The 19826-nt window shown below is 71.6% G+C and carries 15 protein-coding genes and 1 pseudogene; 6 read left to right on the plus strand and 10 right to left on the minus strand.

The genetic code is table 11. The features are described from left to right. The first annotated feature begins 163 nt into the window (after nt 1-163). The 3 genes from ACFWI4_RS11620 (at nt 164) to ACFWI4_RS11630 (ending at nt 3671) form a co-directional block, all read left to right on the plus strand. The gene (locus tag ACFWI4_RS11620) at nt 164-1009 is read left to right on the plus strand and encodes a DUF3558 domain-containing protein (RefSeq protein ID WP_387193955.1); all 846 of its coding nucleotides are present in this window, start codon (nt 164-166) and stop codon (nt 1007-1009) included. Nucleotides 1010-1156: 147 nt separating this feature from the next. Beyond that, nucleotides 1157-2062: a DUF3558 domain-containing protein gene (locus tag ACFWI4_RS11625; RefSeq protein ID WP_387193957.1), complete on the plus strand. Its 906-nt coding sequence runs from the start codon at nt 1157-1159 to the stop codon at nt 2060-2062. Nucleotides 2063-2243: 181 nt separating this feature from the next. Further along, complete coding sequence (locus ACFWI4_RS11630; RefSeq protein WP_387193960.1) at nt 2244-3671, plus strand: DUF2637 domain-containing protein; 1428 nt, start codon at nt 2244-2246, stop codon at nt 3669-3671. A 106-nt stretch (nt 3672-3777) separates the two neighbouring features. On the opposite strand, the gene lysS is transcribed toward ACFWI4_RS11630, so the two are convergent. Beyond that, nucleotides 3778-5520, minus strand: coding sequence for a lysine--tRNA ligase (lysS, locus tag ACFWI4_RS11635; protein WP_385408681.1), 1743 nt, complete (start codon nt 5518-5520; stop codon nt 3778-3780). Between the two features lie 192 nt (nt 5521-5712). Here lysS and argS point away from each other — a divergent pair, with 192 nt between their 5' ends. Next, on the plus strand, nt 5713-7482 hold the full coding sequence (gene argS, locus ACFWI4_RS11640) for an arginine--tRNA ligase (protein WP_387193963.1): 1770 nt from the start codon (nt 5713-5715) through the stop codon (nt 7480-7482). Nucleotides 7483-7572: 90 nt separating this feature from the next. Next, nucleotides 7573-8451: a DUF4253 domain-containing protein gene (locus ACFWI4_RS11645; protein ID WP_387193966.1), complete on the plus strand. Its 879-nt coding sequence runs from the start codon at nt 7573-7575 to the stop codon at nt 8449-8451. Nucleotides 8452-8500: 49 nt separating this feature from the next. Here ACFWI4_RS11645 and ACFWI4_RS11650 read toward each other — a convergent pair whose 3' ends face one another. Both ACFWI4_RS11650 and ACFWI4_RS11655 read right to left on the minus strand, forming a co-directional pair. Beyond that, the gene (locus ACFWI4_RS11650) at nt 8501-9709 is read right to left on the minus strand and encodes a PLP-dependent aminotransferase family protein (RefSeq protein WP_387193969.1); all 1209 of its coding nucleotides are present in this window, start codon (nt 9707-9709) and stop codon (nt 8501-8503) included. Nucleotides 9710-9882: 173 nt separating this feature from the next. Next, the gene (locus ACFWI4_RS11655) at nt 9883-11277 is read right to left on the minus strand and encodes a helix-turn-helix domain-containing protein (RefSeq protein WP_387193972.1); all 1395 of its coding nucleotides are present in this window, start codon (nt 11275-11277) and stop codon (nt 9883-9885) included. 210 nt (nt 11278-11487) lie between these two features. Between ACFWI4_RS11655 and ACFWI4_RS11660 the strand changes: the two genes are divergently transcribed. Next, nucleotides 11488-12273 (plus strand): DUF4232 domain-containing protein, encoded by a 786-nt coding sequence (locus tag ACFWI4_RS11660; protein WP_387193975.1) that lies wholly within the window; start codon nt 11488-11490, stop codon nt 12271-12273. Here the strand turns inward: ACFWI4_RS11660 and hemB are convergent. The 7 genes and pseudogenes from hemB to ACFWI4_RS11695 all read right to left on the minus strand — a co-directional run bounded on the left by hemB (nt 12270) and on the right by ACFWI4_RS11695 (nt 19821). Continuing rightward, nucleotides 12270-13262: a porphobilinogen synthase gene (gene hemB, locus ACFWI4_RS11665; protein ID WP_387193978.1), complete on the minus strand. Its 993-nt coding sequence runs from the start codon at nt 13260-13262 to the stop codon at nt 12270-12272. The genes ACFWI4_RS11660 and hemB overlap by 4 nt on opposite strands. Nucleotides 13263-13533: 271 nt before the next feature. Beyond that, nucleotides 13534-13734, minus strand: a pseudogene (locus tag ACFWI4_RS11670) (helix-turn-helix domain-containing protein); the annotation flags it as partial. Between the two features lie 319 nt (nt 13735-14053). Continuing rightward, nucleotides 14054-15757, minus strand: a complete 1704-nt coding sequence (locus ACFWI4_RS11675) for a uroporphyrinogen-III synthase (RefSeq protein ID WP_385408667.1) — start codon at nt 15755-15757, stop codon at nt 14054-14056. Then, nucleotides 15754-16713, minus strand: a complete 960-nt coding sequence (gene hemC, locus ACFWI4_RS11680) for a hydroxymethylbilane synthase (protein ID WP_387193981.1) — start codon at nt 16711-16713, stop codon at nt 15754-15756. Before hemC ends, ACFWI4_RS11675 begins: the two co-directional genes overlap by 4 nt. Next, on the minus strand, nt 16710-18425 hold the full coding sequence (locus tag ACFWI4_RS11685) for a glutamyl-tRNA reductase (protein ID WP_387193984.1): 1716 nt from the start codon (nt 18423-18425) through the stop codon (nt 16710-16712). Before ACFWI4_RS11685 ends, hemC begins: the two co-directional genes overlap by 4 nt. Beyond that, nucleotides 18422-19180 carry a redox-sensing transcriptional repressor Rex gene (locus tag ACFWI4_RS11690; RefSeq protein WP_385408661.1) on the minus strand — a complete coding sequence of 253 codons (759 nt, stop codon included), beginning with the start codon at nt 19178-19180 and terminating at the stop codon, nt 18422-18424. Before ACFWI4_RS11690 ends, ACFWI4_RS11685 begins: the two co-directional genes overlap by 4 nt. A gap of 341 nt (nt 19181-19521) precedes the next feature. After that, the gene (locus ACFWI4_RS11695; protein WP_387193988.1) at nt 19522-19821 is read right to left on the minus strand and encodes a glutaredoxin family protein; all 300 of its coding nucleotides are present in this window, start codon (nt 19819-19821) and stop codon (nt 19522-19524) included. Nucleotides 19822-19826: the final 5 nt, after the last annotated feature.

Raw genomic sequence — 19826 nt, forward strand, 5'->3', positions numbered from 1 at the left:
TCGCAAAACCGGCGCCTAGGTCGACGTATAGGACAACGGACCGGCGTCCACGGCTGTGCGTGCGATACACATTGTCTCCAGGGGCCGCCCCCGTGCGGCAACCGAATAACCACAGGACACCCGGGCCCAAGCGCCGTCGGGAACCGTCGAGAGGAGCCTGACCGTGCAGCGGAAGGCGTACGTATCTGGCGCCGCCGTGCTCCTCGCGGCGGTGCTGGCGGGCTGCACGGGCGGCGGGAGCGTGGGCGGTTCGGCTCCGGACTCCAAGGGCGGCGACACGGGCACCACGGCCCCGGTGGCCCAGCCGGGCAAGTACCGCACCCTCCCGGAGGCGTGCGGAGCGGCCGACCACGACACGCTCGACACCCTGCTGCCCGGCATCCAGGAGAGCAACGACGAGGCGCAGCAGGAGAAGGAGTACGCGGGCGAGGCCACGCTCACGTACGACACGGACCGGCGTGACGGCTGCGACTGGAAGGTGGCGTCCTCCGCCGCCACGGATCACCTCTTCGTCGACTTCGAGCGTGTGGTCTCGTACGACAACACGGTGAGCGACGAGAGCAAGGCCGAGCAGCTCTACGCCGCCAGGCAGACGTCGGCCGATCTCCCGCAGCCCTCCGCGTCGGCGTCCGCGTCGGCGTCCGGCGCCGCGTCTCCGAGCCCGAGCGGCAGTGCGAGCGGCACGACCGACGGCAGCGCCGATGCCGGCGGGGACAACGGCGACGCCTCCGGCGCTCCGTCCGCCTCCGCCTCGCAGACGCCGGCCGATCTCCGGTCGCGCGTCCTGGACGATCTGGGCGACGAGGCGTTCCTCGACGACAAGCTGAGCACGGGCTCGTCGACGGCTCAGCAGCGCACGGTGACTGTGGTGTTCCGCACGTCCAACGTGATCGTGACGATCGAATACTCCGAGCAGCCGACGGCTTCGGCGAGCGCCCCGGACAGCAAGGAAATGCAGGACAGGGCGCGGAAACTGGCCCAGAAGCTGGACTCGCGGCTCAACGGCTAGCGGCCCGGCGGCCGCTGGGGACGGCCCGGCGCAAACCCCCCGAACGGGAACCGCCCTGGCGCCTCACCGCGTACCGTGGCCCCTCGGACCCGACCGGTCGCACGTGCCATGTGCGGCCGTACCACGAGCGCCACGAGTGAAGGAACCATGCACCGACCAGTACAGCGAGCAGGCCGAGCCCAGCGACTCACCCGCATCCTTGTCAGCGCGGCAGCCGTCCCGGTGATGCTCGTCGTGGCGGGCTGCTCCTCGGACTCCGGCTCCGGTGACGACGCGCAGAAGAACGAGAGCGCGGGCCCGGGAGCGACGGTGTCCGCGAGCAGCGAGGCCCCCACCGTCCAGCCCGCCGCGTACACGACGTTGCCCAAGGCGTGTTCGACACTGTCGAAGAAGACGCTGGACGAACTCATACCGAAGGGCTCGAAGTCGGGCAAGACGGGCAAGCTGGACGAGCCGAAGCAGCGCGCCAACTGCAACTGGACGAGCCTGGACAACAACGGGGTGAAGGGCTCTCAGTTCCGCTGGCTGAACGTGGCGTTGCTGCGTTTCGACTCGGACGCGCGCGGCTCGGGCAACGAGCAGGCCCACGCCTACTTCCAGAAGCAGGTCGCGGCCGCGCAGACAGTGGAGGGCGCGCTGGGCAGCACGTCGGCGCCGGTCGCCGGCACGGGTGCCGAGGCGACGGCGGTGCGGTACGGGCTGAAGAAGAAGGAGGGGTCCTTCAAGCAGCAGACGGTCGTGGCGCGGGTCGAGAACGTGGTCGTGACGCTCGACTACAACGGCGCCGGTCTCGCGGGCGAGAAGACCCCGGACGCGGCCACGCTGCTGAAGGCCGCGGAGAAGGCCACGAAGGAAGCGGTGGCCTCGGTGTCGGCCGCGAACGGGGACGGCGGCGCCGCGGGCGGCGGCTCCCCTGCGCCTGCCGCCTCGTCGAAGGCTCCGTCCTCCGCCGCGTCGCCGTCGGCCTCGGCGTCCAGGAGCGGCGCCGCGGGCACCTCGAAGACCGCTTCGAAGAGTGCCTCGCCGTCGCAGTCGGCGGCCAAGAAGGGCTGACCCGGCCCCAGAAGAGCCGGCACCGGTCCCGGCCGGGCCGGGGGTTCGCCCCGGGCCCGGCGGGCCCGTCGAGGAGGCCCGGTTCCCGTCGGAACCGGGCTCCGTCCATACCGCGCATCCGTACGCCACACACATGTGCCACTCTGTTGCGCGCAACAACACGCAAGGGAGGGGAGTACAGGTGGCCGCGCCCATACAGCTGACACGGATGCACAAGATTCTCATCGGCGTGGTCGTCGCCGGTGCGCTCGTCATCGCCGGAATCGGCTTCGCCGGTTCGTACGCGGCGGTCCGTGAGCTGGCGCTGAAGAAGGGGTTCGGGAATTTCTCGTACGTCTTCCCGATCGGCATCGACGCGGGTATCGGCGTGCTGCTGGCCCTGGACCTGCTGCTGACCTGGATCCGCATCCCGTTCCCGATGCTGCGCCAGACGGCGTGGCTGCTGACGGTGGCGACGATCGCGTTCAACGGCGCGGCGGCCTGGCCGGACCCGCTGGGCGTGGGCATGCACGCGGTCATCCCGGTGCTGTTCGTGGTCTCCGTCGAGGCGGCCCGGCACGCGGTCGGCCGCATCGCCGACATCACGGCCGACAAGCACATGGAGGGCGTGCGCCTCACCCGCTGGCTGCTCTCCCCGATCCCCACGTTCCTGCTGTGGCGCCGGATGAAGCTGTGGGAGCTGCGCTCCTACGAGCAGGTCATCAAGCTGGAGCAGGACCGCCTGGTCTACCAGGCCCGCCTGCACTCCCGCTTCGGCCGCTCCTGGCGCCGCAAGGCCCCCGTGGAGTCGCTGATGCCGCTGCGCCTGGCGCGCTACGGCGTCCCCCTCGCGGAGACGGCCCCCGCGGGCCTCGCCGCGGCCGGTATCGAGCCCGCGCTGCTGCCGCCGGCGCCCGCGCAGGTTCAGACGTCGGTCCCGGCGGCCGCCGCGGCGGCTCCCGAGCCGCTGGAGCTGGAGGCGAACGGGGGCGGCGGCCGGCAGCCGCAGGCCGCGTACGCCCAGCAGGGACAGGGACAGGGGCAGGCCCAGGGCGCGCCTCAGGGCCAGGGCCAGTACCCCGGTCAGGGCCAGGGCCAGGGCCAGTACCCGGGACAGGGGCAGGGCCAGTACCAGCAGCAGGGCCAGTACCCGGGCGAGGCCGTGGACCCGAGTCTGAACCCGTGGTTCGCCACCCCGGTCGACCCCCAGGAGATCCCGTACGACGGCGGCTACGACCCGTCGTTCGGGCAGGAGGAGCAGTACCGGCAGTGGTTCGCCGAGCAGGAGGCGCAGGCCTACGAGCCCGGCCCTGAGGAGACGGGGACCTTCCCCATCCCGGCGGGTCCCGGCCGTACGCGCCAGCTCGGTGAGGGCGGCGGGCCCGAGCAGCTGCCCATCCCGTCCCCGCGGGAGGAGCAGTCGCCGATCCTGGACGAGAAGGCCCAGGAGGAGGCGTACTACCAGGTCTTCCGTCAGTCGATAGACGGCAGTTTCCCCACCCCCCGGGTGCTGGGCGACAACATAGAGGCCACCTACGGGACGGCGCTCAGCCCGAGCGCGCTGAAGAACCTGACGGACCGCTTCCAGAACCGCTTCAACGCGGAGCTGGAGGAGGACCACATCGCGTAGGCGGTGGGGCGCGGCCGCGCCCCACGCACGCACGCACGACCGTACGAGGAAGGGGCTCCCGGTGATCACCGGGAGCCCCTTCCTCGTACCGCGTCGCGGTGCCTGGTTACGCGCTGAGCAGCTTGCGCACCCGGTCCTGGCCCACGGCGAGCAGCAGGGTGGGCAGGCGCGGCCCGGTGTCGCGGCCGACGAGCAGGTGGTAGAGCAGGGCGAAGAAGGTGCGCTGGGCGACCTTGATCTCGGCGGGGAGTTCCTTGGCCGTGGCGTCGGCGGGGAAGCCGGCCTGGACCTTGGGAACGCCGTAGACGAGGTGGGTCAGGCCGTCCAGGGACCAGTTCGCCTCAAGTCCTTCGAGGAGCAGGCGCAGGGACTCGCGGCCCTGGTCGTCGAGGGACTTCAGGAGGTCGGCGTCGGCCTCCTCGCGGACGACGGTGCGCTCCTCGGCGGGGACCTGGGTGTTGATCCAGGTCTCGGCCTTGTCGAGGCGGGGCCGGACCTCGTCCAGGGAGGCGAGCGGGTTCTCGGGGTCGAGTTCGCTCAGGATGCGCAGGGTCTGGTCCTCGGCGCCGGCGGTGATGTCGGCGACGGAGGCCAGGGTGCGGTAGGCCATCGGGCGGGGGGTGGGGGGCAGTTCTCCGGCGGCGGTGCCGACGGCACGGCTGTACGCGGCGGCGTCGGCCGGGAGGACCGAGCCGTCGGCGACCTTTCCGGCGAGCTTGTCCCACTCGTCGTAGAGCCGCTGGATCTCCTGGTCGAAGGCGATCTTGAAGGACTGGTTGGGGCGGCGGCGGGCGTACAGCCAGCGCAGCAGCTGCGGTTCCATGATCTGGAGCGCGTCGGACGCGGTCGGGACCCCGCCCTTGCTGCTGGACATCTTGGCCATGCCGGAGATGCCGACGAAGGCGTACATCGGGCCGATGGGCTGCTCGCCGCCGAAGATCCCGACGATCTGGCCGCCGACCTGGAAGGAGGAGCCCGGCGAGGAGTGGTCGACGCCGCTGGGCTCGAAGATCACGCCTTCGTAGGCCCAGCGCATGGGCCAGTCGACCTTCCAGACCAGCTTGCCGCGGTTGAACTCGCTGAGCAGGACGGTCTCGGCGAAGCCGCAGGCGGAGCAGGTGTACGACAGCTCGGTGGTCGTGTCGTCGTAGGAGGTGACGGTGGTCAGGTCCTTCTCGCACTGCCCGCAGTAGGGCTTGTACGGGTAGTACCCGGAGGTGGAGCTGCCGTCGTCCTCGGCGGCGGCGCCGGAGCCCTCGGCGGCCTCCAGCTCGGCCTCGTCGACCGGCTTCTGGCCCTGCTGCTTCTTGGCGGGGGCCTTCTTGGTGCGGTACTGGTCGAGGATCGCGTCGATGTCGCCGCGGTGCTTCATCGCGAACAGGACCTGTTCGCGGTAGGTGCCCGCGGTGTACTGCTCGGTCTGGCTGATGCCGTCGTACTCGACGCCGAGCTCTGCCAGGGCCTCGGTCATGGCGGCCTTGAAGTGCTCGGCCCAGTTCGGGTACGCCGAGCCGGCGGGGGCCGGGACGGAGGTCAGGGGCTTGCCGATGTGCTCGGCCCAGGACCCGTCGATGCCCGCCACGCCGTTCGGGACCTTGCGGTAGCGGTCGTAGTCGTCCCAGGAGATCAGGTGGCGCACGGTGTGGCCGCGGCGGCGGATCTCGTCGGCGACCAGGTGCGGGGTCATGACCTCGCGGAGGTTGCCGAGGTGGATCGGGCCGGACGGGGAGAGGCCGGACGCGACGACGACCGGTTTGCCCGGGGCCCGACGCTCCGACTCCTCGATGACCTCATCCGCGAAACGGGAGACCCAGTCGGTGGTCTCGGTGCTCTGAGCCACGATCGGCACGTCCTTCTTCCTCAAACGCGAGTACGGCTGACGCGACCATTCTCCCAGCTCGGCCCCGAAGAGCGAAAACGGCTTTTCACCGCATGGGATACTGGCTTTCCTTGTAGTCACAGTCTCCGTACTCGCAGCCTCCGTACGCGGAGTCTCCGTCTTCGGAGTCTCCGGAACCCGAGCAGAAACGGCAGCCACTCCATGGCCTCGGTCACGTCCCTCACCGCTTCCGTCCATCAGCGCCTCGCGGACGCCCTCACGGCAGCTCTGCCCGAGGCCGGTTCCGCTGACCCGCTGCTGCGCCGAAGCGACCGGGCCGATTTCCAGGCCAACGGGATCCTGGCCCTCGCCAAGAAGGCGAAGGCGAACCCGCGGGAGCTGGCGACGCAGGTCGTGGCCGCGGTCGCGTCGGGTGACGTGATCAAGGACATCGAGGTCTCCGGGCCCGGCTTCCTGAACATCACGATCACCGACGGGGCGATCGTGTCGAACCTGGCGGAGCGGTACGCGGACGGTGAGCGTCTCGGCGTGCCGCTCGCGGCGAACCCGGGCACGACGGTGATCGACTACGCGCAGCCGAACGTGGCCAAGGAGATGCACGTCGGGCATCTGCGGTCCGCGGTGATCGGTGACGCGGTGGTGCAGATCCTGGAGTTCACGGGCGAGTCCGTCGTGCGCCGGCACCACATCGGCGACTGGGGCACGCAGTTCGGCATGCTCATCCAGTACCTGATCGAGCACCCGCACGAGCTGGACCACAAGGGCGGCGAGGTCTCCGGCGAGGAGGCCATGTCGAACCTGAACCGGCTCTACAAGGCGGCGCGGACGGTCTTCGACTCCGACGAGGAGTTCAAGACGCGGGCGCGGCGCCGGGTGGTGGACCTCCAGGCGGGTGAGCCCGAGACGCTGGCCATGTGGCAGAAGTTCGTGGACGAGTCGAAGATCTACTTCTACTCGGTCTTCGAGAAGCTGGACATGGACATCCGGGACCCGGACGTGGTCGGCGAGTCCGGCTACAACGACATGCTGGACGAGACGTGCCGGCTCCTGGAGGAGTCGGGCGTGGCGGTCCGTTCGGACGGCGCGCTGTGCGTGTTCTTCGACGACGTGAAGGGCCCGGACGGCAACCCGGTGCCGCTGATCGTGAAGAAGTCGGACGGCGGCTACGGCTACGCGGCCACCGACCTGTCGGCGATCCGTGACCGGGTCTTCAACCTGAAGGCCGACAGCCTGATCTACGTGGTGGACGCGCGGCAGTCCCTGCACTTCAAGATGGTCTTCGAGACCGCGCGCAGGGCCGGCTGGCTGAACGACGACGTCAAGGCCCACCAGCTCGCCTTCGGCACGGTGCTGGGCAAGGACGGCAAGCCGTTCAAGACGCGTGAGGGCGAGACGGTCCGGCTGGTCGACCTGCTGGACGAGGCGATCGACCGGGCGACGGCGGTCGTGCGGGAGAAGGCCGAGAAGGTGGGCCTGAGCGAGCGGGAGATCGAGGAGAACGGCCGGTACGTCGGCATCGGTGCCGTGAAGTACGCGGACCTGTCCACCTCGGCCGTGCGGGACTACAAGTTCGACCTGGACCAGATGGTCTCGCTGAACGGCGACACGTCCGTGTACCTGCAGTACGCGTACGCCCGTATCCGGTCGATCTTCGGAAAGGCGGGCGACCGTACGCCGGTTGCCCACCCGGAGCTCGAACTGGCCCCTGCCGAGCGGGCGTTGGGTCTGCACCTGGACCGGTTCGGGGAGACGCTGGAGGAGGTCGCCGCCGAGTACGCCCCGCACAAGCTGGCGGCGTACCTGTACCAACTGGCGTCGCTGTACACGACGTTCTACGACCAGTGCCCGGTCATCAAGCCGGCCCCGGCGCAGGAGGTCGCGGAGAACCGCCTGTTCCTCTGCGACCTGACGGCCCGCACGCTCCACCAGGGCATGACCCTGCTGGGCATCAGGACGCCCGAGCGCCTCTGACCGCTCCGAGACACGCGTCGCGGGCCCCGTCCTCATCGTGAGGACGGGGCCCGCGGCGCGTTGTCAGTGGCGGGTCCTACAGTCACCGGCATGGCGACCCTTCCCAATCCGCTGCCGCGGCTGGCGGCAGACCCGAGCGGGCGCGCGCTCGGGCTCGGTCTCCCGGCCGGGAGACTGATCGACGCGACGCACGACGGCCCGTGGCACGAGCCCTTGCTGTGGCATGCCGAGGACCGGGCGGCTCCCGGGGACTGGGCGGCCCTGTCCGCCGCCAGGACCTCCGGTCTGCTGCCGGTCCTGCTGGACGTGGGCGGGCCGCAGAACGGCCCGGAGGACTGGGAGTTGATGCCCGAGGAGATGTCCTATCCCGGGGATCACGACGCCGAGGAGGTGCTGGCGGAGTTCTGGGAGGAGTACGCGGCCGACGAGCCCGGCCCGGACCAGGACCACCCCGGCGGGGAGAAGGTCGTCGAGGTGTTCGGGGAGCAGCCCGGCCCCGACGAGATGCTCGCCCCGTTCGGCCCGCTCTGGCCGGGCCTGGCGGCGGCCGGTCCGCTCGACGCGGATCCCGAGGCCCGGGCCGCCGAGACCGCCGACTCCCTCGCCCGGACCGGCTCCTGGCTGAAGGAGCCCCGGCTCGCCCTGGTCCCGGCGCGCCGCAGCGCCGACATTCCCGCGGTCATCGGCTGGCCGGGTCCGTTGAACCACGAGAACGACGTGGCGCGTCTGTGCGCGGTGCTCCGCTCGTGGGAGGACCGCTTCGGGATACGGGTGGTGGCCCTGACCTTCGACCAGCTGGTGCTCTCCGTGGCGGCCCCGCCCACCACGACGGCCGAGGCCGAGGCGATCGCCGCCGAGCACTTCGCCTTCTGCCCGGACAACATCACCCAGGGCGACCACGAGACGCTCCGGGAGTACGCCGAGCGGGAGGTGCTGAACGGCCGGCTGTGGTCCTTCTGGTGGGACTGAGCCCGTCTTCCGCCTCGGAGCCCGTCCTTCGCCTCCGCGTCCCCGGCGGTCAGGCGCGCAGCCCCGTCCCCAGTCTGCGCAGGCCCTCCGCGATCTCCTCCGGGGTCTGGGTGACGAAGCACAGGCGCAGGGTCGCCGGGTCCGGTGTGCTCGCGTAGAAGGGGGCGCCGGGGACGTAGGCGACGCCCTGGTCGACCACCTGGCGGAGCAGGGCCGTGGTGTCGTACGGGGCGGGGAGGCGCGCCCAGAGGAACATGCCGCCTTCCGGGCGGGTCCAGGTGGATCCGGCCGGCAGGGCGGTGCCGATGCCCGCGAGCATGGCGTCCCGCCGTTCGCGATAGACGGCCGCGACCCGGGCCACGTGGGCGTCGAGGTCGCGGTCGGCCAGGTAGCGGGCGGCGGCGAGCTGGTTGACGGTCGGGGTGTGCAGGTCGGCGGCCTGCTTGGCGACGGCGCAGGCGCGCCGCAGTGCGGCCGGGGCCCGCAGCCAGCCCAGCCGCATACCGGGTGCCATGACCTTGGAGAAGGAGCCGAGGAGGACCGTGCGGTCCCCGGCGCCGTCGTGGGAGGCGATCCAGGGGACCCGCTCGCCCTCGAAGCGCAGCTCTCCGTACGGGTCGTCCTCGATGATCCACAGGCCGTGCGCGGCGGCGGCGCGGGCGACGGCGGCCCTCCGGTCGGCCGGGTGGGTGCGTCCGGTGGGGTTCTGGAAGGTGGGCACGGTGTAGAGCAGCTTCGGGCGCTCCCGGACCACCAGTGCGGCGAGGGCTTCGGGGTCGATGCCGTCGTCGTCGCCCGGCACGGCCAGCACGCGCGCTCCCGCGAAGGCGAACGCCTGAAGTGCCGCCAGATAGCAGGGACTTTCGACCAGGACGGTGTCACCGGGTTCGATCAGGGCGGTGGCCAGCAGCGACAGGGCCTGCTGGGAACCGGTGGTGACGAGGACGTCGTCGGGACCGGTCGGCAGTCCGCGCGCGCTCATGCGGTCGGCGAGGGCCGCCCGCAGGGTCGGTTCGCCCTCGGTCGTCGAGTACTGGAGGGCCCGTCGGGGTTCCCCGGCGAGGACGTCCCGGTAGGCGGCGGCGATGCCCTCCGCGTCGAACAGCTCCGGGGCGGGCAGACCGCCCGCGAAGTTGATCACCTCGGGGCGTGCGGTGACCGCGAGGATGTCCCGTACCGGCGAACCGCCGATCGCGGTGGCCCTCGCGGCGAGCGGGGGCACGGGTGCGGTCGCGGCGGCGGGTTCGGCGACGGTCACGGTGACGGCTCCTTGTCCTTGCGGGCGGCGTCCTTGCGGGGGCGTCCTTGACCGCACCCTAGGCCGGTGCATGGCCTCTACACCCGCCGATTCCGGAATATGGACGGGCCCAACTCCCCCACTGCGGCCGGGGCTTGCTCGCGCCTCACGTCCCGGTCCGCTCGACGGTCCGGTCAGCCGCCAGGAGGCGCCGTCTGCCATTCGCTGCTGCCCAGCGGGTGGTTGTACGCGGGGCGCCCCACGTTCCCGCTCGTACGGAACGGCTTTCCGTGGTCGTCGACGCGTACGGTGCCGCTCTTCGCCCCGCTGGACCAGTCGAGTTCGAGGTACCAGCTCACGTCGTGCGCCTGAGCTCCCGCGATGATGTAGAAGACCTCGGGGTCGGACTCGCTGACCTTGTAGGGGAAGTTCCGCTGGCCGCCCTTGACCCCGACGGACGGCCGCCCCGCGTCGAGGTCGACGGTGAACGACTTCGTGTCCACGTGGCCGCCGCAGCCCACGCCCACGGCGTAGTCGTTCCAGGCGAGCGGCGCGCCCTTGTCCAGGACCCGCACGTGCAGCTCCTTCAGGACGACGGTCGCCGTCCCGGTGCCCTGCACGGTGAGCGCGATCATCTGCTCCCCGCCCGGGACCGCGCCGAGCGCGGCGACCCAGCCGCGCGCGTCCGACTCGCCCGGAGGCGGGGGCACTTGGGGGGCGGGCCGGTTCACCAGGTAGTGCTGGCTGCACGGATCCTCGAACTTGTACGCGTCGGTGACGACGGTGGGCGCGTCCGCTCCGTCGGCGGCGGCTCCCTGTCCGGCCGCCGTGGCGTCGTCACCGCCCGCCGGGTCGACGGGCCCGCCGATGGAGGAGACGGACGCCTTGGGACTGCCCTCGCGCGAGGCGGACGGCGAGGGCGAGCCGTGCCCGGCGGCGGCTCCGGTCTTCCGCTGGCCGGTGGCGCTCGGTACGCCGAGGGCCACCACCTTGCCCCCGGTGTCGTCGTCGCCGCCGGAACCGAGCCGTACGCCCAGCGCGGCGGAGACGACGGCGGTCACGACGACGGCACCGACCGCGGCGAGCACCAGGGGCCGCCGCCCCCGCAACGCACCCCGCTCCGCAGCCGCCTCGGCCTCCCCTGACTCCTCGGCCTCCTCGGCCTCCGCGGTCCCCTTGGTCCCACCGGACTCTGCGGCCCCCTCGGTCTCTCCGGTCTCTCTGTTCTCTCTGGTCTCCTGGTCGCCGTCAGCCGCGCTCTCCCCCCGCGCGCTCCGGTCGGAGGCCAAGTCCTCCGGAGAGGAGCCCTCTTGGGCCGGGCCCGCCGGTGCCGCGCCCGCGCCCTTCCGCGCGCGCAGCGCGTCCGCGAGGACCCACCGCCGGTGCAGTTCCACCAACTCCTGCGGGGTCGCCCGGCACGCCCGCGCCAGCCGTTCCACGGGCGCGTAGTCCGCCGGTACGGCATCCCCGTTGACGTACCGGTGCAGTGTCGACGTACTCACGTGCAGCCGTTTGGCGAGTACCCCGTAGCTGAGACCGGACCGCTCCTTCAGCTCCCGGAGCAGTCCCGCGAACTCGTCCCCCGCCACCGTTCCTCCATCCCCCGTGTCCCGGACCGCGTTCCAAGGCAAGCTTGTTTCCCCAGGTCAGACTGTGTTTTGGCGTTCCAGCGTCCCGCGTTCCCCGCCAGATGTGGCGGCCGGGACGGAGCACCGCACAAGCTGTGGCCATCCAAGCACGCCGCTCCCGTCGACCGGTCGAGCGGCCGTGCCACCAGCGACACCATCGGGGGAACACCCATGTCCGCACGCACTGCCCGCACCACCCGCACCGCCCGCACCGCCCGCACCCGTCTGCTCGCCGCCTCCGCGATCGCGCTCACCGCGTTCTCGCTCACGGCGTGCAGCAACGGGAACGGCGTCCGCGACGAGGGCTCGTCCGCCCCGGCCCGCAGCTCGGCGGGGTCGGACGGCCCGGCGGCCGGCTCGGGAACGACGGCGAAGCCCGCGGGCACCGGCACGACCAGCGGCTCGGGCTCGGGCTCGACGAACGGTTCGAAGAACACCGGCACCACGACGGGCGGCACGAGCGCAGGCTCAAGCGGCAAGACCGGCACGGGCTCGACGGGCGGCTCGGGCGGCTCGGGTGCCTCCACCGGCAAGACCGGCACCGTCACCAGGAACGTGGCCTGCGACGCCTCCAACACCCGTACGAGCGCGACGGCCGTCTCCCGGCCGCTGAACCACCTGCTGCTCACCGTCACCAACACGGGGTCGAGGAACTGCGACCTGACGGGCTATCCGATCGCCCGCTTCGGCGAGGCCCAGTCCGTCCCGCCGGTCGCGGAGGAGACGCACCCGCAGGCGGTCGTCACCCTCACTCCCGGCGAGTCCGGCTACGCGGGCGTGCTGCTGTCGTCGGCCGACGGCAGCGGCGCCAACGGCTACACGGCCAAGACCCTGGAGGTCGGCTTCGGCAAGAGCCGCGGCGTGCCCACCGCTCTCCCCGCGAAGGGTGTGTACGTCGACGACAAGCTCACAGTGACGTACTGGCAGCAGACGCTGGACGCGGCGCTGTCGTACTAGCCCAGGCCGCGGGCCACCTCGGTCGCCCAGTACGTGAGGATGTTCTGGGCGCCGGCGCGCTTGATGCCGGTCAGGGACTCCAGGATCGCGCGGTCGCGGTCGATCCAGCCCTTCTCGGCGGCGGCCTCGATCATCGAGTACTCGCCGGAGATCTGGTAGGCGACGACCGGGACCTCGGAGGCGTCGGCGACGCGGGCGAGGATGTCGAGGTAGGGACCGGCGGGCTTCACCATCACCATGTCGGCCCCCTCCTCCAGGTCCAGGGCCAACTCCCGCAGCGACTCACGGGCGTTGGCCGGGTCCTGCTGGTACGTCTTGCGGTCGCCCCGCAGGGACGAGCCGACGGCCTCCCGGAACGGGCCGTAGAACGCGGAGGCGTACTTGACGGTGTAGGCCATGATGGCCACGTCCTCGCGGCCGATCTGGTCGAGGGCGTCACGGATGACACCGATCTGGCCGTCCATCATCCCGCTGGGGCCCACGACATGGGCGCCCGCGTCGGCCTGCACCTGGGCCATCTCTGCGTAGCGCTCCAGGGTCGCGTCGTTGTCGACGCGGCCCTGGTCGTCGAGGACACCGCAGTGCCCGTGGTCGGTGGTCTCGTCGAGGCACAGGTCGGACATCACGAGAAGCTCGTCGCCGACCTCGGCGCGCACATCGCGCAGGGCGACCTGGAGGATCCCGTCCGGGTCGGTGCCGGGCGTCCCGACGGCGTCCTTCTTCTCGTCCTCGGGGACCCCGAACAGCATGATCCCGGAGACCCCGGCCTCCAGCGCCTCCACGGCCGCCTTCTTCAGGCTGTCCCGCGTGTGCTGCACGACCCCGGGCATCGACCCGATCGGCACCGGCTCGCTCACACCCTCGCGCACGAACGCGGGGAGGATGAGGTCGGCGGGGTGCAGCCGGGTCTCGGCGACCATCCGGCGCATGACGGGGGTGGTGCGCAGCCGCCGGGGACGCGTACCGGGGAAGGATCCGTACTTCGTCATGCGCTCTACGCTACGCCCGCCGCACCCGTGCCTTTGCCGACGCCCAGTCGGGGCAGGGGGATCAGCCGAGGGCCATCACGTCCGCCGGGGCCACGGGAGCCTTCCCCGGGTGGGCCGCGCGGCAGTCCCGACACCAGGCTCCTGGGAACGGGGCCCTGAAGGGACGGTCGCAACCGCCTTCACAGGCCGCCAGGGCGGGTGGACGGGGCAGCCCGGCGAGCAGTGCCTCCGCCTTGTCGTGGTGCTCACCGCCGGGCGGCTCGGGGTCGGCGGCGCCCTCGGGCAGCGACAGGATGTGTACGGCGACCCCGATCGCGGTCGCCGAGAGGTCCCGGTGCTGGGCCAGGTGGTTGCCGACGATCGTGTAGCGGTCGGGCTGGTACTCACGTACGTGCGTGACGCCGGAGTGGGTGTCGTTGCGCCGTACTCCCTGACTCGGGAGCAGGGCATCGATAAGCTTGGTGACAGCCATGGGGAAGGTGTTGCTTCCTCTTTGGTCAGGCCCTCGCATTGGGATTGCCGTCCCGGCGGGGGCCGAAGCATGTACAGGCATGTGGAGTTGTGGATGGTGCTGCGGCGAGCGTGCACGTCCGAACCGCCCACGCGCCAGTCGCACCGGCCTCTTTCACCCGCCTGTATGCATGCGCCGGGTTTGACCGGTTGGTCGGTTTCTTCCCCCGGCTTCGGCCCGAGGGCCTGGATCGCCTTCCCGGTGTCTGTCCGACCGGGCTGACGAACGAAGAACGCCCCGCCGTCTCCCTGAGGAAACGGCGGGGCGTTCTTCACCCGGTTCAGGTGGTGCGGCGCCTGCGTGAGCCCGGGCGGCGTTCGCTCGGGCGGGTCACCGGGTCGCCGGCGTCCAGTGCCGCGGCGCGGCGGCGCAGGCCGAACTCGGCCAGGGCCTCCGCCAGCTTGTGCACCGAGGGCTCGGGGGCCATCACGTCGACCCGCAGCCCGTGCTCCTCGGCCGTCTTGGCCGTGGCCGGGCCGATGCAGGCGATCACCGTCACGTTGTGCGGCTTGCCCGCGATGCCGACCAGGTTCCGGACCGTGGACGACGAGGTGAACAGGACCGCGTCGAAGCCGCCGCCCTTGATCGCCTCACGGGTGTCCGCCGGCGGCGGCGACGCGCGCACGGTGCGGTACGCCGTGACGTCGTCGACCTCCCAGCCCAGCTCGATGAGCCCGGCGACGAGGGTCTCCGTGGCGATGTCGGCCCGGGGCAGGAAGACACGGTCGATCGGGTCGAAGACCGGGTCGTAGGGCGGCCAGTCCTCCAGCAGGCCCGCGGCCGACTGCTCGCCGCTCGGCACCAGGTCCGGCTTCACGCCGAAGGCGACGAGCGCGTTCGCGGTCTGCTCGCCCACCGCGGCGACCTTGATGCCCGCGAAGGCACGCGCGTCGAGGCCGTACTCCTCGAACTTCTCCCGGACCGCCTTGACGGCGTTGACCGAGGTGAACGCGATCCACTCGTAGCGGCCCGTGACCAGGCCCTTGACCGCGCGCTCCATCTGCTGGGGCGTGCGCGGCGGCTCGACGGCGATCGTCGGGACCTCGTAGGGCACGGCCCCGTACGAGCGAAGCTGGTCGGAGAGCGAAGCCGCCTGCTCCTTCGTCCGCGGCACGAGCACCTTCCAGCCGAACATCGGCTTGGACTCGAACCAGGACAACTGGTCGCGCTGGGCGGCTGCGGAACGCTCGCCGACCACGGCTATCACCGGGCGCCCGCCGTCCGGGGACGGCAGCACCTTCGCCTGCTTCAGCGTCTGCGCGATCGTGCCGAGGGTGGCCGACCAGGTGCGCTGGCGGGTCGTCGTACCGGCGATCGTCACCGACATCGGGGTGTCGGGCTTGCGGCCGGAGGCCACCAGCTCGCCGGCGGCCGCGGCCACCGAGTCGAGCGTCGCCGACACCACGACGGTGCCGTCGGAGGCGCCGACCTCGGTCCAGCAGCGGCTGGAAGCGGTCCGCGCGTCGACGAACCGGACGTCCGCGCCCTGCGCGTCCCGCAGCGGCACACCCGCGTAGGCGGGGACACCGACGGCGGCCGCGATACCGGGCACCACCTCGAAGGGCACGCCCGCGGCGACGCAGGCCAGCATCTCCTCGGCGGCGTACGTGTCGAGGCCGGGGTCACCGGACACCGCACGCACGACCCGCTTGCCGCCCCGCGCGGCCGTCATGACAAGATTGGCAGCGTCCCTCGACGCGGGGTCACCAACGGTCGTTGACGCACCGTCAACAACCGTCAGCTGAGGCGTGCCTGTGCTCTGGTACGGAACCGGCGAAGTGTCCGGATCCGTGTTCAGAACAGTGACGCCTTGCCTGGCATGAACACGTACGACGTCGAGCACATCGTGCTCGGCGACGAGAACGTCCGCGTTCGCCAGCGCCTCCACGGCGCGCAGTGTCAACAGCCCTGGATCTCCGGGTCCGGCACCCAGGAAGGTGACGTGCCCGTGGACCGGACCGGCGGGAAAGTTGGTGGGGCTCAAAGTGCTCGCTCCCCCATCAGACCGGCCGCGCCCTTGGCAAGCATCTCGGCGGCGAGTTCACGGCCGAGCGACATCGCCTGGTCGTGTGTCTCGGGCACGGGACCGGTGGTGGACAGCTGCACCAGCGTCGAGCCGTCGGTCGTACCGACGACACCGCGCAGGCGCATCTCCTTGACAATCTGCCCGTCGGCCAGCAGGTCGGCGTACGCGCCCACGGGAGCGCTGCAGCCGGCCTCCAGGGCGGCAAGCAGGGATCGCTCGGCGGTCACGGCGGCCCGGGTGAACGGGTCGTCGAGCTCGGCGAGCGCGGCGACGAGGTCCGCGTGATCCGCGGCGCACTCGATCGCCAGGGCCCCCTGGCCGGGGGCGGGCAGAACGGTGTCGACCGACAGGAAGTCGGTGACCTCGTCGATCCGGCCGAGCCGGTTGAGTCCGGCGGCGGCGAGCACGACGGCGTCGAGCTCCCCGGCACGGACGTACCCGATCCGGGTGTCTACGTTGCCCCGGATGGCGACCGTCTCGATCGTCATGCCGTGGTTGCGCGCGTAGGCGTTCAGCTGGGCCATACGGCGCGTCGAACCGGTACCGACGCGCGCGCCGTCCGGAAGCTGCTCGAAGGTCAGCCCGTCACGGGCGACCAGCACGTCACGCACGTCCTCGCGCACCGGCACGGCGGCCAGCGCGAGGTTCTCGGGCTGCGCGGTCGGAAGGTCCTTGAGGGAGTGCACGGCGAAGTCGACCTCCCCGCGCACCAGGGCCTCCCGCAGCGCGGTCACGAAGACACCCGTGCCGCCGATCTGTGCGAGGTTCTCGCGGGAAACGTCGCCGTACGTCGTGATCTCAACGAGCTCGACGGGCCGTCCGGTCACCCGGCTCACGGCTTCCGCCACCTGCCCGGACTGGGCCATGGCGAGTTTGCTGCGCCTGGTCCCGAGCCTCAAAGCCTGCTCACTCATGCTCGCCCTCGGTTCTTGGCGTTCTCGGTGTTGTTCTCGGCCCGCGAGACGGCGGCGACCGTCTCCGGGTCCAGGTCGAACAGGGTCCGCAGCGCGTCCGCGTACCCGGCACCGCCGGGCTCGGCGGCGAGCTGCTTGACCCGTACGGTCGGCGCGTGCAGCAGCTTGTCGACGACGCGCCGCACGGTCTGGGTGATCTCGCCGCGCTGCTTGTCGTCGAGGTCGGGCAGCCGTCCGTCCAGCCGCGCGATCTCGTTCGCGACGACGTCGGCGGCCATGGCACGCAGCGCCACCACGGTGGGCGTGATGTGCGCGGCGCGCTGGGCGGCGCCGAACGCGGCGACCTCGTCGGAGACGATCCGGCGGACCTGGTCCACGTCGGCGGCCATCGGCGCGTCCGCGGAGGCCTCGGCGAGCGTCTCCAGGTCGACGAACCGCACACCGAGCAGCCGGTGGACGGCCGCGTCGATGTCACGGGGCATCGCGAGGTCGAGCAGGGCGAGGACCGGCGCGGGGCGGGGGGCCTCGGCGACGGGTTCGGGCCTGCGGCGCTCGGGGATCCGGCCGGTCGTCGCGGCGGCGGAGGCCAGCGCGGCGATGAGTCCGGCGTCGGCCTCGGCGTCCTCGCCCGGCGTACGACGGCCGTCGCGGCGCTCGACGGTTCCGGTGCCCTTGTCCACCCAGGCCGCGTGCTGCTCCAGGGTGGCCGCGTCCATGCCGGCGACGGCCGCCTCGCCCATGACGGAGAAGCCGGTGGCGCCCTGCACGGCGGACAGGTCCAGCGGACAGGCGTCCTCGGTGCCGGCGTCGCAGGGGGCGAGGTGACCGGCCGGACCGGCCGTCGCCTCGCGCAGCGCGGCGGGAGTGCCGGTGCGGCCCTCGACGGCGGCCGCGACGGTGTCGGCCGTCAGGACGAGCCCGGTCGCCCCGGTGCACGAGACGGCGATGTCGGCACGTGTCAGCTCGGCCGGCACCGAATCCATCGGTACCGCGCGGGCCAGCACGTCCGTGTCGTCGCCGCCGGTGAGGATCTCGGCGAGGCGCTCGGCGCGGGCGGGGGTGCGGTTGGCGATCACGATCTCGCCGACGCCGAGACGCGCGAGCGTCGCCGCGGCCAGCGAGGACATCGAACCCGCGCCGATGACGAGGGCCTTCTTGCCCTTCGCCCAGGCGTCGACGGCCCGTCCGCCGGACAGCTGCTCCAGGCCGAAGGTGACCAGGGACTGTCCCGCCCGGTCGATGCCGGTCTCGGAGTGCGCGCGCTTGCCGACCCGCAGGGCCTGCTGGAACAGGTCGTTCAGCAGCCGGCCGGCGGTGTGCAGCTCCTGCGCGGTGGCGAGGCCGTCCTTGATCTGGCCGAGGATCTGGCCCTCGCCGACGACCATCGAGTCCAGGCCGCAGGCCACCGAGAAGAGGTGGTGGACGGCCCGGTCCTCGTAGTGCACGTACAGATGGGGAGTGAGCTCCTCCAGGCCGACGCCGCTGTGCTGGGCGAGGAGCGTGGACAGCTCGGCGACGCCCGCGTGGAACTTGTCCACGTCGGCGTACAGCTCGATGCGGTTGCAGGTGGCGAGGACCGCGCCCTCGGAGGCGGGCTCGGCGGCCAGGGTGTCCTGGAGCAGCTTGACCTGCGCGTCCGCGGACAGCGCGGCGCGTTCGAGGACGCTGACCGGAGCGCTGCGGTGGCTCAGTCCGACGACGAGGAGACTCATGCCGGCATCACGGCGGGAACGTCCCCGTCGGGCCCTTTGCCGTTGTTCTCGCGCTCGGCCGGGGCGGCGGCACCGGCCTGCGCCTCGGCCTCCTCGCCCGCCTTGCGCTGCTCGTGGAACGCGAGGATCTGAAGCTCGATGGAGAGATCGACCTTGCGCACGTCGACGCCGTCCGGGACGGACAGGACGGTCGGCGCGAAGTTCAGGATGGAGGTGACTCCGGCGGCGACCAGGCGGTCGCAGACGGGCTGGGCGGCCCCGGCCGGGGTGGCGATGACACCGATCGAGACACCGTTCTCGTCGATGATCTTCTCCAGGTCGTCCGTGTGCTGCACCGGGATCCCGGCGACGGGCTTTCCGGCCATCGCGGGATCGGCGTCGATGAGCGCCGCCACCCGGAATCCACGGGAGGCGAACCCTCCGTAGTTGGCCAGTGCCGCACCGAGGTTGCCGATGCCGACGATCACGACCGGCCAGTCCTGGGTCAGGCCGAGTTCGCGCGAGATCTGGTAGACGAGATACTCGACGTCGTAGCCCACACCGCGGGTCCCGTAGGAACCGAGGTAGGAGAAGTCCTTGCGCAGCTTCGCGGAATTGACCCCCGCCGCAGCGGCGAGTTCCTCGGATGAGACCGTGGGTACCGAGCGTTCCGACAGTGCGGTGAGTGCTCGGAGGTACAGCGGAAGCCGGGCGACGGTGGCCTCGGGAATTCCTCGGCTGCGGGTCGCCGGTCGGTGAGTTCGGCCAGTTGCCACGGTGCTCCTGCGGGTAGAGCGGGGCTGAAGGCGGTCACACCTACCTGGACCGCCCCGTCGAATGCAGGCTATGTCTTTGTGAACGCGTGCACAAAGACGGTGTCCGATTTGCCCGGCCAACGTGACCGGGGTCACGCATGCCCGGCGCGCCCGTATGGAACCGGCGCGCGGACGACTCCGTTCCGCACCTGAAGGGGGCAAAACCGCACACGCTCCTCAACGAATCCCGCCCCCGAGACCAATCGCCGTCGATCCTAGGCGACTTTCCGGACACCTTGGGCTGCTCGGTCAGGTCACAGTCGGGGTACGTCACAGGCGCGATCGGAGTCGTCGCGCACCGCTCACGGCGCGAGGGCTTTGCGAAGGCGTTCCTCGTTCACACGCCAGAAGGTGTGCTGGGCGCCGTCCACCAGCACGACCGGGATCTGCTCCCAGTACTGGCGGTGCAGTTCCTCGTCCTCGGTGATGTCCTTCCCCTCCCAGGGGACCCCGAGATCACCGCACACCCTCTCGATCACTTCCTGTGCGTCATCACACAGATGACACCCGGGCTTCCTGATCAGCGTGACCAGGTGCTCCGCGGGCGCCTTGCTCTCCGTACGGCGGTTGCTGCGCCGGAACATGGGGCTCATGCCCGCCATTCTCC

The organism is Streptomyces sp. NPDC127038, assembly GCF_042725875.1.
Classification (GTDB): domain Bacteria; phylum Actinomycetota; class Actinomycetes; order Streptomycetales; family Streptomycetaceae; genus Streptomyces.